We start from the raw sequence: 16,031 nt of genomic DNA, 5'->3' as shown, positions 1-16,031 counted from the left end.
TCTGATGATGTCCACGTTCTCCTGCTCACGGAGCTTCACCGGCTGATATACCGGAATATCATATTCCATTGCCTGTACCTTCACCGGTGTCGGTTGAAGCTTTTTGCTCCTTCCCTTTGCCTTGTCCGGCTGCGTAAAGCATGCCACAACGTCATGTCCCGCTTCCACTATGGATACAAGTGCGTGCACGGCAAAATCAGGGGTTCCCATATATATAACTCTCATCTGCATGTCCTCCTTGTTATAGGTTAAGTATCTCTTAATTCTGCTCTACCTCGTGAAGGCCATCCTCGACAAGATCCTTGTAGAGCTTTCCGTCAAGATGATCAAGCTCGTGGCAGATAGCTCTCGCCAGAAGTCCCTCTCCCTCGACTGTAAACTCCTCCATATTCTCGTCAAATGCCTTGCATATTACATGCATAGGTCTTGTAACTGTTCCAAATTTTCCAGGAAGGCTGAGGCATCCCTCCTCACCTGTCTGCTCTCCGTCTGATTCTGTTATCACAGGATTTATAAGACAGAGTGGATTGTCATCGCCGACATCAATAACAACTATCCTCTTGAGGATTCCAACCTGAGGTGCGGCAAGTCCAACTCCATTTGCCTCATACATGGTATCAAACATGTCATCTATGAGTGTAAGTGTTCTGTCATCCATCTTCTCAACCGGTCTGCACACCTTTCTGAGTATGTCATCTCCGTCATATCTTATATTTCTTATCGCCATGTCCACAAATCTCCTTTTCACTAATACATATTTACCGGATTCAGGTCAAAGAATACGCTCACATCGTTCTCTCCGTTCTCCTTAAGCCATTCCTCGACATAATCCTTGACATCCACCAGCATCCTGTAATCCCGGTGTTTTATATACAACACCCGCCTGTACACATCCTTTATCTTTGATATGGCCGGTTCCGAAGGACCGATCACAGACAGATGTCCTGCATTTATATATTTTCCCCTTATAAGAGAATACATCCTATCCATTATATTGGCAAGCTGTTCTTCGTCCATGCCCGTTCCCATTATGACCATCATATTCCACTCCGGCGGATACCTCATGAGTGATCTGTACGCCTCCTCGATATCGTAGAATGCCCTGTAATCCTGGGACGCTGCCGCAGTTATGGCGTAGTTGTCCGGCTTGTAGGTCTGTATCACAACCTTTCCGGGCACATCACCTCTTCCGGCTCTTCCCGCAGCCTGGGTCAGCAGGTCAAATGTCCTCTCACCGGCTCTGTAGTCTCCGCTGAACAGTGTGAGATCCGCCAGCAGCACACCCACAAGTGTCACTCTGGAAAAGTCATGTCCCTTGACTATCATCTGGGTTCCTATGAGTATGTCCGCATCGCCTCTTCCGAAGCTCTCAAGTATCTGCTCATGAGAATTCTTCTTCGAGGTCGTATCCCTGTCCATCCTTAAGGTCCTGGCCTCCGGGAACAACCTGTGTACCTCCTGCTCGACCTTCTCGGTTCCGACTCCATAGCCTCCTATGAGCTTTGAACCGCACGCCGGACATTTGTCCGGCTCCGGCATTCTGAATCCGCAGTAGTGGCACACAAGCACGCCCTTCTGTGTATTATTTCCAGAGTGCAGTGCCATGGACACGTCACAGTGCGGGCATTTCACTGCCTCTCCGCAGCTCCTGCAGGATACAAAGCTGTTATATCCCCGCTTGTTGATGAACAGCATGATCTGTTCCCGCTTGCTGAGCCTGTCCGCTATATCATTTGCAAGCTCGTCGCTTATTATGGATCTGTTGCCCCGGTGGAGTTCATCCCTGAGATCTACTATGCTTGTCTCTGCCATGGCTCTGCCCTCAATACGGCTGTCCATGGTCCACAGCCTGTACTCACCCGCCAGTGCACGCTTGTAGCTCTCCACAGAAGGAGTTGCGGAACCGAGTATGACACTCGCCCCCTCAAGCCTTGCACGTTCTATGGCAGTCTCCCTTGCGTGATATTTTGGCGGGCTGTCACTCTTATAGCTGCTCTCATGCTCCTCATCTATTATTATAAGTCCCAGCTTCTCAAATGGGGTAAACAGCGCAGACCTCGGGCCTATCACCACATCCACATCGCCCTTCCTTGCGCGCTCAAACTGATCATACTTCTCCCCGCTGCTGAGCTTTGAGTTGACCATGGTCACACGGTCACCAAAGTATCTGGAGAAATATGTAAGTGTCTGATACGTGAGTGCTATCTCAGGTATCAGCACGATCGCCTGTCTGCCCGCGCGGACGACTTCACGGATACACCTCACATACACCTCAGTCTTGCCGCTTCCCGTCACGCCATGAAGAAGATATGTCCTGTGTATACCCTGATCTGCATCACTTACGAAATCATCGACTATCCTCTGCTGGTCACTGTTAAGCTCTATATCAGGAGCCTCAAATGCCTGCTGCCTCACCGCGTCAGACACCACATCCCGGTATCTGCTGTCCTCAACGATACGAACGACACCTTCGTCCTCCATGGCCTTAACCGCCTGATATGACACATTCAAAGTCCCGGTGGCCTCCGTCATTGGGAGCTCATGTCTCACCATAAGCTCGCGGAGGAGCCTGAGCTTTGCCCTGGCATTCTTCTTCATATATCTGTATTCCCATGTGTCCACATCCTCGCATGAAAGGACAACATATCTGACCACCACGGACTTAACCGTTTTTTTCACCGGCATCACCGTCTGGATGGCATTTATCATGGTGGAGCCGTAGTTCTCCTTTATCCACGCCGCAAGGGCAAGGAGCCTTCCCGGAGCTGCCACGCCGTCCTCGCACAGAGAATCTATAGACTTTATCCTGCTCTCATCATATTCCGTGGAATCCGATATCCCTATGACATAGCCTTTTCTCAGATTATTTCCCTTGCCAAATGGAATGTTGACCTGACTTCCTATCTGTATCCTGCCGGCAATATCGTCAGGAATAGCATATTGAAATGTTCTGTCTATCGCCTCATGGGATATATCAATTATCACATCTGCGTACAATCCCCGCATTTTTCTCCTCCAATATCTGCCGTATCATTTCTCTCTCGTCCATTTGTGTCCTGCGTCCCTCTATATCCTGATATGTCTCATGGCCTTTGCCGGCCAGAAGGACTATATCATCCCTGTCCGAAATCTCCAAAGCGTATCTTATAGCATCCAGACGGCTGCATATCTTTACATATTCTCCTCCGCCCTCGAGAACCCCGGTCTCAATATCCGTCATTATCGCCTCCGGGGATTCAAACCTCGGGTTATCACTTGTTATGACCGTCATATCAGCCAGCCTGCCCGACACAAATCCCATGCCTTTTCTGCGCCCGGCTGATCTGTTGCCGCCGCATCCGAACAGACATATAAGCCTCTTCGGCCTGTACTGTCTGAGGGTGGTCAGTACATTTTCCAGGCTCACGGCATTGTGGGCATAATCGATGAATATCCTTGCGTATCCCGGAATCTCCACCGGCTCGAGTCTGCCCCTCACCTTCATATCCGACTGCGAATCCTGCATTACCTCCATCGGTATCCCGATGATCCCGCAAGTGGTTACCGCAGCAAGAGAATTGTACACATTGAACTCTCCCGGTATGCCAACAGTCATGTAAGTGCTCTCCCCGTCCGTTCTCTCACACTCATAGCCTATCCCCATAACTCTATGGAGAATGAGCCTGTGTATTGCTCCCGCCATACACACATTGCCATCCCCGGCTGCAGTGTGATTCCTCACACCATAATATACCACTTCAGCCCCTGCATTCACAGCCTCGGCAGCAATACACCCAGAATACATGTCATCTGCATTTATCACCGCAGTCTTACACTTTGAGAACAGGCTTCTCTTCCATCTCCCATACTCGGCAAATGTGCGGTGTTCATTCCGCCCAATGTGATCCGGAGCAAGATTTGTATATACGCATATATCAAATTCTACCCCTGACACACGGCCGTGCATAAGCCCCTGTGACGATACCTCCATGACGCAGTATTCCGCACCATTTGCCACCATGTCTGCAAGCTTGCGATGGAGATATATCGTTCCCGGAGTGGTGTTCACAGATGGTATCTTCCGGATACAGTCATCGATCTCTATGGTTCCCACAAGACCGGTTCTACGCCCCCATCTGTCCAGCATAGACTTTATCATACATGCGACCGTGGTCTTTCCCTTTGTCCCGGTCACACCTATAACCTTCATACTTCGTGACGGAAAATTCCAGAAATTATTACATATCATTCCTATACCGTAGCGATAGTCATACAGTCTCACGATCAGTACACCATCGGTATCCCCCAGCGTCCGGCTGACCGCTCCGCAGGTATGCCGATATCATCTGTCACGACTATACACGCTGCGCCCCTTGCCACGGCATCATCTATATAACGATGTCCATCTGTTCTCGCACCTCTCCGGCACACAAAAAGAGTTCCCTGTGTGACATCTCTGGAATCATCTGCCAGATCCGTAATCTGACAGTCAATGTCCCCTGCCAGGATCTCATAGACCGTGCCTTTTAGAACATCTGACGCCCTCATGATACACCTCCCGTCGACATATTCCTGTTTATTTAGAATATGCCACATCCGGCACAGTTGTGTATCAGAAAAATAGGAGGCTGTGCTAAAAGCTCCAACCTCCATTCTTCTCACTTACCGCTATATATTCCGGTCTGTTAATCCTCGTCTGCTCCGACGATCTTTACCTTTCCATGGTAAACTTCATCTACAGCGATGGATAATGGCTTCTTCTTTGGGTCTGCTGCCACCATAGGCTCCTGACCATCAATGATCTCTCTTGCTCTCTTTGCTGTTGCAAGAACGATTGAATATCTGCTGTTTACTACAGGCTGCTCACCTGGCTCAACCTCTGCATTTACTACTGACATTAAGTCTGTGTATGATGGATGTAACATGATATTATATCCCCTTTCTTATATGATTATTGAAATATTCTTCTAAACTGCTGTCCACTGTTATCCAGTCTAATTTATCAGAGTTTCTTTATCTCTGCAAGCTCTTCTTTTATTCCGGCTATATATCCAAGCTGATTATCTCTTCTGCAGCCATAGCTTCTGATGACTGAATCCACGGTGTGTATACACTCGTCCAGATCATCGTTGACTATGATGTAGTCGTACTTGTCCATGTCCTCAGCTTCCTCTGTGGCCTTTCGGAGTCTCTTGATTATGGTCTCCTCCGACTCTGTTCCTCTTCCTGCCAGTCTGCTCTTAAGCTCGCTTATGCTTGGAGCTGATATAAATATGAGAAGCGCATCAGGGAACTGCTTCTTGACATTGAGTGCGCCCATGACCTCTATCTCGAGTATGACGTCCTTGCCATCAGCAAGCTTCTCCTCAACATACTTCTTTGGAGTTCCATAATAATTCTCTACATACTGTGTCCACTCGATAAATCCGCCGTAGTCAATGAGATTCTCAAAATCCTTGCGATCCATGAAATAATACTCTCTTCCATCGACCTCACCCTCTCTCGGTGATCTTGTCGTCGCCGACACTGAAAGGTTATATCCAAAATCCGACACAAGTCTCTTGACAACTGTGCCCTTTCCAACTCCTGAAAAACCGGATATGACTATGAGCGATCCACGCTTTGTATTCTTATCTGCCATCATCATTACCTCTAAAAATTATGTATTCTATTCCAGATTCTGTATCTGCTCTCTGACCTTCTCTATGTCAGTCTTGAGCTGTATCGCCTTGTCTGACACATCAAGTGAATTGGCCTTTGAAAGTATCGTGTTCGCCTCTCTGTTCATCTCCTGTGCGATGAAGTCCAGCTTCCTGCCGACGCTTCCGCCATCCTCCAGAATCTTCTTCGTGCTGCTGATATGACTCTTAAGCCTTACAGTCTCCTCGTCCACACATATCTTGTCCGCATATATAACGACCTCTGTGGCGATCCTGTTCTCATCTATAACAGGATTGTCAAGAACCTCTATGATCTTGTCCGTGAGCTTGCGTCTATACTCCTCCACAAGTTCAGGTGATATCTCCTCTATATAATCAACGGCAGCTCTCATTCCGTCAAGCTTGTCGATCATGTCCTTCTTAAGGTTCTCTCCCTCTGTTATCCTCGACTGCACGAACATCTTCGCAGCCTCGTCAAGGGATGTCTCTATTATCTTCCACAGCTCATCCTGGTCGACCGCCTGCTCCTCAACCGTGAACACGTCAGGGAAGCCTCCAAGCTGTGCAGGTGTTATGCTGTTCTCAATTCCAAAATCCTTGGACATCTCCTCGAAATATCCCATGTACTTCTCGGCAACGTCCTTGTTGTACTTCAGCTTGACATTGTCATCCGAGAAATCCTCGTATGTGATGAACACGTCAACCTTTCCTCTCTCAATATATTTTTTGAGATATGTTCTTATGTTTGTCTCAAAGAAACTTATCTTCTTCGGGAGCTTTATATTGATGTCGCAGAATCTGTGATTGACTGACTTCATCTCTACAACTATCTTGTATGCATCAGTCACCCTCTCGCTGCGGCCAAATCCTGTCATGCTTTTTACCATATCTGTCTCCTAATATTCCCAGGTTATATGTTGTTTTCAATTACCTGATAACAGATAATATATTATACTTCACACCTGTTTAAAAATCAAATTATTTATTGTACTTCCTCTATTCCCGCAATTCTCGGCTCTGCAATCATCGAGTAATTCGTATGATATATTACAAATCCAGGCTTTGCCCCCGCAGGCTTTTTGATATTTCTGCGCTCGGTATAGTCTATCTCCACCTTCGGTGCCGTCCTTCCAGACGAATAATACGCTGCAAGTCTTGCCGCCTCCTCATATGTAGAATCAGGAAGTTCTCCCGCACCCTCAAGTCTCACGATGACATGGGAACCCGGCATCTTCTTAGCATGGAACCACATATCCCCACCATTTGCGAATTTAAATGTGAGCTCATCGTTCTGGATATTATTCTTGCCCACATACATATGGAATCCATCGCTGGATATGTAGTGCAGCGGTTTTGACTTTGCCTTTTTCCTGTCGCCCTTACGTCCGTAATGTCCCTTTACATATCCGCAGGCTACGAGCTCCTCCTTGACCTGTGCCAGTGAATTCTCATCTATCGCCATATCAAGGAACGCCTGTACCGACTGAAGATGCTCCAGCTCACTCTTCGTCTCGACAGTGAGCTGTGTAAGTGCCTCATAAGTCCTCTTGAGCTTGTTGTATCTCGCAAAATATCTCTTGGAGTTGTCCATAACAGATATGGTCTTGTCAAGCGGGATCTTTATCATCTCGTTAGTATAGTAGTTGAGAGCCTCAAAACTGTCCGCTCCCTGTTCTATATTGTAACCATATGTGTTGATCAGTTCTCCGTACACACGGTACTTTTCCCTGGATTCAGTGTCCTTTAACTGAGCGAGCTGCAGGTCGTACTTCTTGCTCGTTCTCTCAATGGCATTCGAGACGATCTTTCTGAGATCCGATGACTTCTGTCTTATCCTTGTGACCGCACTCTTTCTGTAGAAATACTCATCAAGCACCTTTGAAATGTCGTCCCTTGATTCTATGGCCTTGTCGCTGTACATCGACAGATGCACCGACGAGAACTCCACTGGAGTGTAACCGTCCAGTATGATCTCAGGAGTATAGTTCCCGTTCCTTATATCAGATACTATCCCGGCAAATTCATCATAAAGCCTTGCGACATCCGCCTCGCTCATGCTGTCCACAGGCATGTTGCCGTCAAGTCCTGCCCTGTAGGTTATCTCACTCGCCACAACCGGTGAAAATCCGGTTATGTTCTGGTATATCGCCTTTATGATATTCGTAGGGCTCGAGCTCACACGCTCTATGAAGTCCCCGCGCTCTATCTCAAGCGGGGATACCTTTCCTCCCGCCGGAGGATACTCATAAGTCCTGCCCGGAAGAACCTCCCTCACTGAGCTCACCATATGGGATATATGCTTTATGCTGTCGATGATGACATTCTCATCCGTGGCAAATATGATATTGCTGTGCTTACCCATGATCTCTATGATGAGTTTCTTTCTCTTTAGATCTCCAAGCTCGTCCAGATGCTCGATGACCATGACAACTATTCTCTCAAAGCCCGGCTGATACACATCAACTATCCTTCCGTTGTTGATATGCTTCCTGAGGAGCATACAGAAATTCGGCGCTGTCATAGGATTCTCCTTGGCGGACTGCTGAAAGTATATAAGCGGGAGGCTTGCATCCGCAGACATGAGCAACCTGTAATTCTCCCTGTTATTCTTTATTACTATGTTGAGCTCGTCCTTCTCCGGCTGATATATCTTATATATCCTTCCGTCGATGAGTTTCTCCTTCATGTCTCTTACCACATTGGATATCACTATTCCGTCAAACGCCATATCTGTCTCTCCTATATCCCTGAAAAAAGGCAGAAAATGCAAATTCATTCTCTGCCTCTTCCATATCTACTACCACATTACTGCTATCCTGATCCTACAGTGAATTGTAGAGATCCTTATATATATTCGCCGAGTTATACCATGAGTAATCCTGTCTCATGCCACGCTCCTGGATTCCATACCATGCCTCTTTGTTGTTATAGTACACTTCCTTTGCATAGTTTATGGCATTGAGGAGCTCATATGCATCATAATTAGCAAATGAGAATCCTGTTCCTGTACCCTCGAACTGATTATAAGCCTCAACAGTATCTGCAAGACCACCTGTCTCTCTTACTACTGGAACTGTGCCATATCTGAGTGCCATGAGCTGTGTGAGTCCACATGGCTCAAATCTTGAAGGCACGAGCATCACATCGCAGCCTGCATACATCTTATGAGATCTCTCATCTGAATAATAGATGTTCGCTGATACCTTTGCAGGATGTATTCCCTGATAATACTTGAACATGTTCTCGTACTTGCCGTCACCGGTTCCGAGGACGATGAACTGTACTCCGTCACAGCATATATCGTTCATGATCCTGTCAACCAGATCAAGACCCTTCTGGTCTGTGAGTCTGGATATGATTCCTATTACAAACTGATTCTCATCCTGAGGAAGTCCACATTCCTTCTGCAGTTCGATCTTGTTGATCTTCTTGAGCTGTCTGAAGTTATCCACGCTGTAGTTCTTATATACCTGTGGATCTGTTGCAGGATTCCATACCTCGTAATCTATACCGTTGACAATGCCCCAGAGTGACTGCCATCTGGCACTTAAGAGCCCGTCAAGTCCCTCTCCATAATATGGAGTCTGTATCTCCTTGGCATATGTGTTGCTTACCGTTGTTATCTTATCTGCATATACAAGTCCGCCCTTAAGCATGGAAGCATCCTTCTGGATCTCCAGCTTGTCCGGTGTAAATACATAATCAGGGAGTCCTGAATACTCCTGAATGGTCTTTATATCCCACTTGCCCTGGAACTGGAGATTATGAATAGTCATAACAGACTTCATGCTTGTATAGAACATATCTCCTGCAAACAGAGTCTTGAGATATACAGGCACAAGTCCTGCCTGCCAGTCATGACAGTGAAGTATATCCGGCTGGAAACCGATCGATGGAAGGATCGAAAGCGCTGCCTTTGAGAAATAACAGAACTTCTCGATATCCCACTTTACATCACCATAAGGTGTAAATCCGTTAAAGTAATACTCGTTATCTATGAAATATACCTTGACACCCTCATACTCCAGATACATAACGCCAACATAATCATTCTTGTAACCGATGTCCATATAAAAATGCGTTATATACTGCATCTTCTCCCTGTACTTGTTCGGAATACAGAGATAATTCGGCATGATGACTCTCACATCATACTCGTTCTTATCAAATATCTTTGGCAGTGTTCCAACTACATCCGCAAGACCACCCGTCTTTATAAATGGCACACACTCTGATGCTATATATGCAACCTTCTTCATCAAATAAACCCTCCATAACATTTAGACATTAAATCCTTGTACATTATATCACACGGGTATCCATAATTCAATAAATCAGTGTATCTATATTGTTGCATTTGCCACATTCCGCTGATATACTTTTAGCATGCAGCCGCACGCAGATACGGCTGGATCACAATCCAGAAAACAGGAGATTTTCAATGTTAGACATCACCATCACCGAGACCAGGGACTTCGTGAAGAAGCTTCTGATGGACAATACATTTGACCGTTTTCTCGCCATGGAGGCATTTGTAAAAAGCGGGATAACATACAGCTTTGACGGAAGGGTAAACAAGGATTTCTATGACAAGGAGGAGCTGGAGCTCATGGCTTCCACATCCTACGCCTCATGGGAGTCCATAAAACCACATGTATATAATGTTATAAGAGGAAAGAAGCTGCCACTGAGCTTCAAGATAGTGCTCGTGCTCTCCCAGCCGGACATCATGGATATGCTTGAGAAGAACCATCTCACCATACCGGTATCCGATGTGGCAAATCTCACCTTGAACGTCTACTATGACGGCATGAGCATACAACTCACATCCATGGCGACCCAGAACATATTCACCATGGATAAGACCCTTGAGCATGTGTGGGATGCGGAGATCAAGGATTTCCTGAAGACTGCCGGAATATATTTCACCGAAAGCTGATTTTTTGAAGAAATTTAATATGATTTTTGAAGATCCGGCACCTCATCTGATGCCGGTATTTTTTACGTCGCCGCCCCTGTTAGCACTCATTTTGTCTGAGTACTAATTTTTTCTTGACTTTAGTTCCCAGCTGATTTATCATACCTTTTAGCCTGATGTGTCAGTGTACATTTCTATTAAGATTGAACACAGATCGGGGATGACACATCTTTCATTGAAAACCATTATATTTTAAGGAGATGTATACAATTATGAAGAACGGAAATTTATCGATCAACAGTGAAAACATTTTCCCTGTCATCAAGAAGTGGCTGTATTCAGACCACGATATATTTGTCAGGGAGCTTATATCAAACGGCTGTGATGCCGTGACAAAGCTTAAGAAGCTGTCTCTCATGGGCGAATTTGACGAGCCTGATGAGCCATATCGTATAGATGTGACCACAAGTGCCAACGACAAGACCATCACATTTACCGATAACGGTATCGGTATGACTGAGGAGGAGGTTGAGAAATATATCAACCAGATTGCTTTCTCAGGAGCCGAGGCATTCCTTGAGCAGTACAAGGACAAGGCAACAGAGGAACAGATCATCGGCCACTTCGGACTGGGCTTCTACTCCGCATTCATGGTTGCCGACAAGGTCACCATCGAGACAAAGTCATACAAGGACGGCGAGGACGCTGTATACTGGGAGTGCGAGGACGGCCTTGAATACTCCATGAAGAAGTGCATTAAGGCTGACCGAGGTACTACCATCACCCTTTATCTGAACGAGGACAGCTATGAATTTGCAAATGAATACAGGATCAAGGAGGTCATCGACAAGTATTGTTCGTTCATGCCTGTTGAGATCTACTACACCAACGCAGACGAGCCACAGGAAGATCCTAAGGATGCTACTGTAGACGTGGATGCAAAGGAAGTCAGCGACACAGCAGATAATGCTGAGGACAGCAAGGGCCCAGACGCAGACGATACAAAGGCCGAGGAGAAGAAGCCTGAAGCTCCTAAGCCACTCAACACCACTACCCCACTGTGGGCAAAGCATCCAAACGACTGCACCGACGAGGAATACAAGGAGTTCTACAGAAAGGTATTCCACGACTACAAGGAGCCTCTGTTCTGGATACACCTGAACATGGACTACCCATTCAACCTGAAAGGTATCCTGTACTTTCCTAAGATCAATACACAGTATGACAACCTTGAGGGAACGATCAAGCTGTACAACAACCAGGTATTCGTCGCCGACAATATCAAGGAAGTAATTCCTGAGTTCCTCATGCTCTTAAAGGGATGTATCGACTGTCCTGATCTCCCACTGAACGTATCACGTAGTGCGCTTCAGAATGACGGATTTGTCAAAAAGATCTCAGACTACATCACCAAGAAGGTTGCAGACAAGCTGTCCGGCATGTACAAGACACACAGAGAGGACTACGAGAAGTACTGGGATGACATCAACCCATTTATCAAGTTTGGTTGTCTGAAGGATCTCAAGTTCCTCGACAAGATGAAGGACTTCTGCATCTACAAGAACCTCGAGGGCAAATATATAACTCTCCCTGAGTATCTTGAGGCAGGAAAAGAAAAGTACGAGAACAAGGTATTCTATGTAACCGACGAGCAGGCTCAGTCACAGTACATCAACATGTTCAAGGCTGAGGGCATGGACGCTCTGATCATGACACAGACCATAGACAGCCCATTCATCACTCTGCTTGAGCAGAAGAACGAGAATGTTCACTTCTACAGAATAGACGCTGAGCTCTCTGACAACTTTGTCGGCGAGGAGCTCTCAGAGGAGACTGCAAAGGAATACAAGGATAAGCTCACAGCTACATTTGAGAAGGCTCTCGACATGAAGAACCTGAATGTAAAGGTTGAATCCCTGAAGGACGAGAACACATCTTCTATCCTCACCCAGCCTGAGGAGACAAGACGTATGCAGGAAATGATGAAGATGTACGGCATGGCCGGTATGGATCCATCAATGTTCGGTCAGGGCGAGGGCGAGACACTCATCCTGAACAGCAACAACAAGCTTGTTAAATACGTTCTGGACAACCCTGACAGCGACAACACAGCTACGATCTGCTGCCAGTTATATGATCTGGCCGTACTTGCCAACCGTCCACTGTCAGCAGAGGCAATGACCAAGTTCATCGCAAGAAGCAACGAGATCCTTGGAATACTTACAAAGTAATATAATCTGTCTGCCGGTTTACGGCAGCAGATCCTAATGGATAACTAACACAACAAAAAGCAGCAGCCCGATATGTCTTTGATAGCATATCAGGCTGCTGCTCTTTTATTCTATTTCACTCCCTAGTGGGCAAGTATCTCCACTCCATGTTCTGTCATAACCAGTGTGTACTCCCACTGTGCCGATGGTGAGCCATCCTCCGTGTAGATAGTCCAGCCGTCATCTGCATCCTGATATACATCAGGGCCGCCCATGTTGATCATAGGCTCAATGGTGAACACCATTCCCGGAGCAAGCACATAATCCTTGCCAGGCTGTCCTATATGACTTACATAAGGCTCCTCATGAATTGCAAGACCTACTCCATGGCCGCCTATCTCACGGACAACCGAATAGCCCTGCTCCTGTGCAAATTTGTTGATGGCATATCCTATATCTCCTATGGTCACATATGGCTTGCTGCACACCTCAACACCTATATCAAGAGCCTTCTTTGTATCCTCTACAAGCTTCTTCCATGCAGGATCAACATTTCCCAGCATGAACATTCTTGATGAGTCTCCGAAATATCCCTTGTACTCTGTTGTACAGTCGATATTAACTATATCTCCATCCTGGAGAATAATGTCATCACTTGGAATGCCGTGGCATACCACATCATTTACCGATATACACACACTCTTAGGATATCCCTCATATCCAAGACATGCAGGAATAGCATCTATGGACTTTGTATAGTTATAGATAAGGTCATCCAGCTCTCTGGTAGACACTCCTATCTTGACAAATGGAGTTATGTAGTCGAGCACAGATGTGTTGACCTTTGAAGCCTCCCTGATTCCCTCGATCTGCTCTGCGTTCTTGATCATCGCATGTGTAGGGATCTTGAATCCTCTGTTCTTCATATCCTCAAGCTTATCGTCAAGAGCCAGGTGACAGGTCTTGTATTTCTTACCACTTCCGCACCAGCACATATCATTTCTACCAAGTTTCATAATTAACCTCTTTCTTTATTGCATAATATTTTCATTACATACCTATGGTATTAGCCACAAATACTATAATACGTTTTTGAGAATAATTCCACATTTTAATATGATAAATATTGTCAATTATCCTCGTCTATCCCCAGATACCTGGCAACATATGTATAATACCCCGACTCTGTTATGTTGTCAGCTGCTGTAAATTTATCCGCGACATATAGTTGCATCGCAATGAAGCTGTCATCCGATACCTCCGCACCCGTGTGGGATGTCAGCGTGTCCGTGACTGCGTTATATTCAAATGCATCCGTTATAAAGCTTCTGTCCGGGAACAGCACCAGTCCTGTACTGTCTGACAGGATATCCCTTCCTATGATGAGCCTCGAATCATAATCCACTCCCATGAGATTGAGCATGGTCGGCAGGATATCTATACTGCTGCACACCTTGTCAACTCTCACCGGCTTCTCCATCGACGCCGACCATATGACAAGTCTGCTCCTGTACGCCTCAAGACTGTTTCCAAAGTTCTCCCCTGCCAGTTCATCCACAACGTCCATATTGTCATACGGTACATGATCCCCCGCCAGGACGATAACAGTATTGTCCAGCAGCCCCTTCTTCTCAAGTCTCTTCATCATATATTCAAGCATCTTTTCCATTTCGTACTGGGATGCCAGATATGCCTTTGTCGTATCCAGGACATAGTTAAGGTCACTGACCACAGCCTTGTTCTTCTCCGCCATGGCATTTGCCGCACCGTATCCATATGGCACATGACCGCTGACCGTCAGGTAGTACAGGTGGAACGGCTGCATCTCTGTATACTTGTCAAATGTCTCCTCCATCATGACAAGATCCGACTGAGGCCACATGTCCTGCCCGTTCTCGTCAGTCTGGTACTCAAGCCCATTACCGCTGGCTATCCACTCGTATCCCAGCGCCGGATGGGTGATATTCCTGTCATAATATGTATAGTCGTTGTCATGGAATCCGTAACAGCTATAGCCGAGTCTCTTGAGCGTATTTGCCATGGAAAACAGCATGCCATTCTCATTGTCGGCAGCCCTGCACATACTGAGGTATGAACCGTTCTTAGTCGGGCTTCCCATCAGGTTTGCATACTCTCCGCCTAATGTTGAACCGTACCATAGCGGCTGATAGTAATTTTCAAAGACAAAGCCCTCGTCCGCAAGTTTTGACAGTGTAGGGAACAGACCGGAATCAAGCGTATAGCCTGAGAACCCCTCCGCAGTTATCCATATGACATTATAGTCCTCGAACATACCTGTATATTCATTCTTATTTGTCGGGGGTATATTTGCAAAATATTCGCTGAGCGATGAAACCGCATCATTTCCCGCAAGGTCATTTATGGCATCAAAATCCAGATCCAAGACATTCGGGGATGTGTCGATCACAACCTCCTCTGTGGTCGCTTCCGCGACATCCACCGTCTCGGTGGTAATCTCCTGCATCGTTGTGCTCTCTGTGGAGGCAAGTGAGTCGATATCGACCTCACCACCCGAGGCAAAGTTTATCCTGCTCTGTGCTGAGCTCTTGCCTGCGATACCCTCTCTGACATCCACCACCAAACTCTCCATGACGCCGAGCTTTTCAACAGAGAGATCAACCGATGTATATTCCTTGTATAAATTGTACGGACTGTACACATCCGAGTTCACAGCCCACATCACAAACAGTGTTGTGGCATACACCAGAGCTGTTCCGGCGGCACCTATGAGGTTCACCCACCACCTTCTCCTGTCAAATGCCATAAATGTCCATATGCACACGATCATTATGAGCACCGGGACAGCCAGAAGAATAACGTCCACTATCTGTGCCTTTATATTGGATATGACCGTGTCCGCATTGTCCACAGCCTGATTGCCGAATTTTATGGTTCCAATAACAGACAGATAGTTGTTGAAGACCGAATGATATACGTACTGGGCGATGAAGATCACACCCGTAAACAACGTGAACAGCGTTGCAAGTATCTTATTGATGACCGGCGGAAAAAATCCTGTCAGCACGCCGAACACGCCTCCAGCCACCACCGCAAATGCTATTATAGCGGCTATGTTTCCATCATCCAGGCTGAAATTCATGCCGTGAAACAGCAATTCATAATACAGGATCAACACAGTGAACAGTATCCACCCCGACCATTTTCTGAAATATTCCCTTACATCCCCAAACATCGCCTTAAAAAACTTTATCATACGTTGAAATCTCCCATATAAACAAAAAA

General features: G+C 46.4%; 13 protein-coding genes and 1 pseudogene. 2 read left to right on the top strand and 12 right to left on the bottom strand.

Annotation, left to right across the window (positions count from 1 at the left end):
- The 10 genes and pseudogenes from CCU_RS11690 to glgA all read right to left on the bottom strand — a co-directional run.
- Nucleotides 1–225 (bottom strand): annotated as a pseudogene (locus CCU_RS11690) (methionyl-tRNA formyltransferase); the annotation flags it as partial.
- Nucleotides 226–259: 34 nt separating this feature from the next.
- On the bottom strand, nt 260–727 hold the full coding sequence (gene def / locus CCU_RS11685; RefSeq protein ID WP_015534815.1) for a peptide deformylase: 468 nt from the start codon (nt 725–727) through the stop codon (nt 260–262).
- Nucleotides 728–747: 20 nt separating this feature from the next.
- Nucleotides 748–3,006, bottom strand: a complete 2,259-nt coding sequence (priA, locus tag CCU_RS11680; RefSeq protein WP_015534814.1) for a replication restart helicase PriA — start codon at nt 3,004–3,006, stop codon at nt 748–750.
- Nucleotides 2,975–4,261, bottom strand: a complete 1,287-nt coding sequence (locus CCU_RS11675) for a UDP-N-acetylmuramoyl-L-alanyl-D-glutamate--2,6-diaminopimelate ligase (RefSeq protein WP_208896207.1) — start codon at nt 4,259–4,261, stop codon at nt 2,975–2,977. Before CCU_RS11675 ends, priA begins: the two co-directional genes overlap by 32 nt.
- A gap of 2 nt (nt 4,262–4,263) precedes the next feature.
- Nucleotides 4,264–4,527: a Mur ligase domain-containing protein gene (locus CCU_RS11670; protein ID WP_015534812.1), complete on the bottom strand. Its 264-nt coding sequence runs from the start codon at nt 4,525–4,527 to the stop codon at nt 4,264–4,266.
- Nucleotides 4,528–4,664: 137 nt separating this feature from the next.
- A complete protein-coding gene (gene rpoZ, locus CCU_RS11665; protein WP_015534811.1) occupies nt 4,665–4,904 on the bottom strand; it encodes a DNA-directed RNA polymerase subunit omega in 240 nt (79 codons plus the stop codon).
- Between the two features lie 77 nt (nt 4,905–4,981).
- On the bottom strand, nt 4,982–5,620 hold the full coding sequence (gene gmk, locus CCU_RS11660; RefSeq protein WP_015534810.1) for a guanylate kinase: 639 nt from the start codon (nt 5,618–5,620) through the stop codon (nt 4,982–4,984).
- A gap of 27 nt (nt 5,621–5,647) precedes the next feature.
- A complete protein-coding gene (locus CCU_RS11655) occupies nt 5,648–6,526 on the bottom strand; it encodes a YicC/YloC family endoribonuclease (protein WP_015534809.1) in 879 nt (292 codons plus the stop codon).
- Between the two features lie 95 nt (nt 6,527–6,621).
- Entirely contained in the window at nt 6,622–8,367 is a 1,746-nt protein-coding gene (locus tag CCU_RS11650) for an Rqc2 family fibronectin-binding protein (RefSeq protein ID WP_173795478.1), read from the bottom strand.
- A gap of 94 nt (nt 8,368–8,461) precedes the next feature.
- Nucleotides 8,462–9,898 (bottom strand): glycogen synthase GlgA, encoded by a 1,437-nt coding sequence (gene glgA, locus CCU_RS11645; protein ID WP_015534807.1) that lies wholly within the window; start codon nt 9,896–9,898, stop codon nt 8,462–8,464.
- 182 nt (nt 9,899–10,080) lie between these two features.
- Between glgA and CCU_RS11640 the strand changes: the two genes are divergently transcribed.
- Complete coding sequence (locus CCU_RS11640; protein ID WP_015534806.1) at nt 10,081–10,578, top strand: DUF5721 family protein; 498 nt, start codon at nt 10,081–10,083, stop codon at nt 10,576–10,578.
- A 251-nt stretch (nt 10,579–10,829) separates the two neighbouring features.
- Nucleotides 10,830–12,788 carry a molecular chaperone HtpG gene (htpG, locus tag CCU_RS11635; RefSeq protein ID WP_015534805.1) on the top strand — a complete coding sequence of 653 codons (1,959 nt, stop codon included), beginning with the start codon at nt 10,830–10,832 and terminating at the stop codon, nt 12,786–12,788.
- A 122-nt stretch (nt 12,789–12,910) separates the two neighbouring features.
- On the opposite strand, the gene CCU_RS11630 is transcribed toward htpG, so the two are convergent.
- Nucleotides 12,911–13,783: a methionyl aminopeptidase gene (locus CCU_RS11630; protein WP_015534804.1), complete on the bottom strand. Its 873-nt coding sequence runs from the start codon at nt 13,781–13,783 to the stop codon at nt 12,911–12,913.
- Between the two features lie 113 nt (nt 13,784–13,896).
- Nucleotides 13,897–16,002: an LTA synthase family protein gene (locus CCU_RS11625; RefSeq protein WP_015534803.1), complete on the bottom strand. Its 2,106-nt coding sequence runs from the start codon at nt 16,000–16,002 to the stop codon at nt 13,897–13,899.
- Nucleotides 16,003–16,031: the final 29 nt, after the last annotated feature.

Source organism: Coprococcus sp. ART55/1 (assembly GCF_000210595.1).
Lineage (GTDB): Bacteria > Bacillota > Clostridia > Lachnospirales > Lachnospiraceae > Coprococcus > Coprococcus aceti.
Note: the sequence above shows the minus strand (reverse complement) of the source record. Positions and strands in the feature narration are given on the sequence as shown.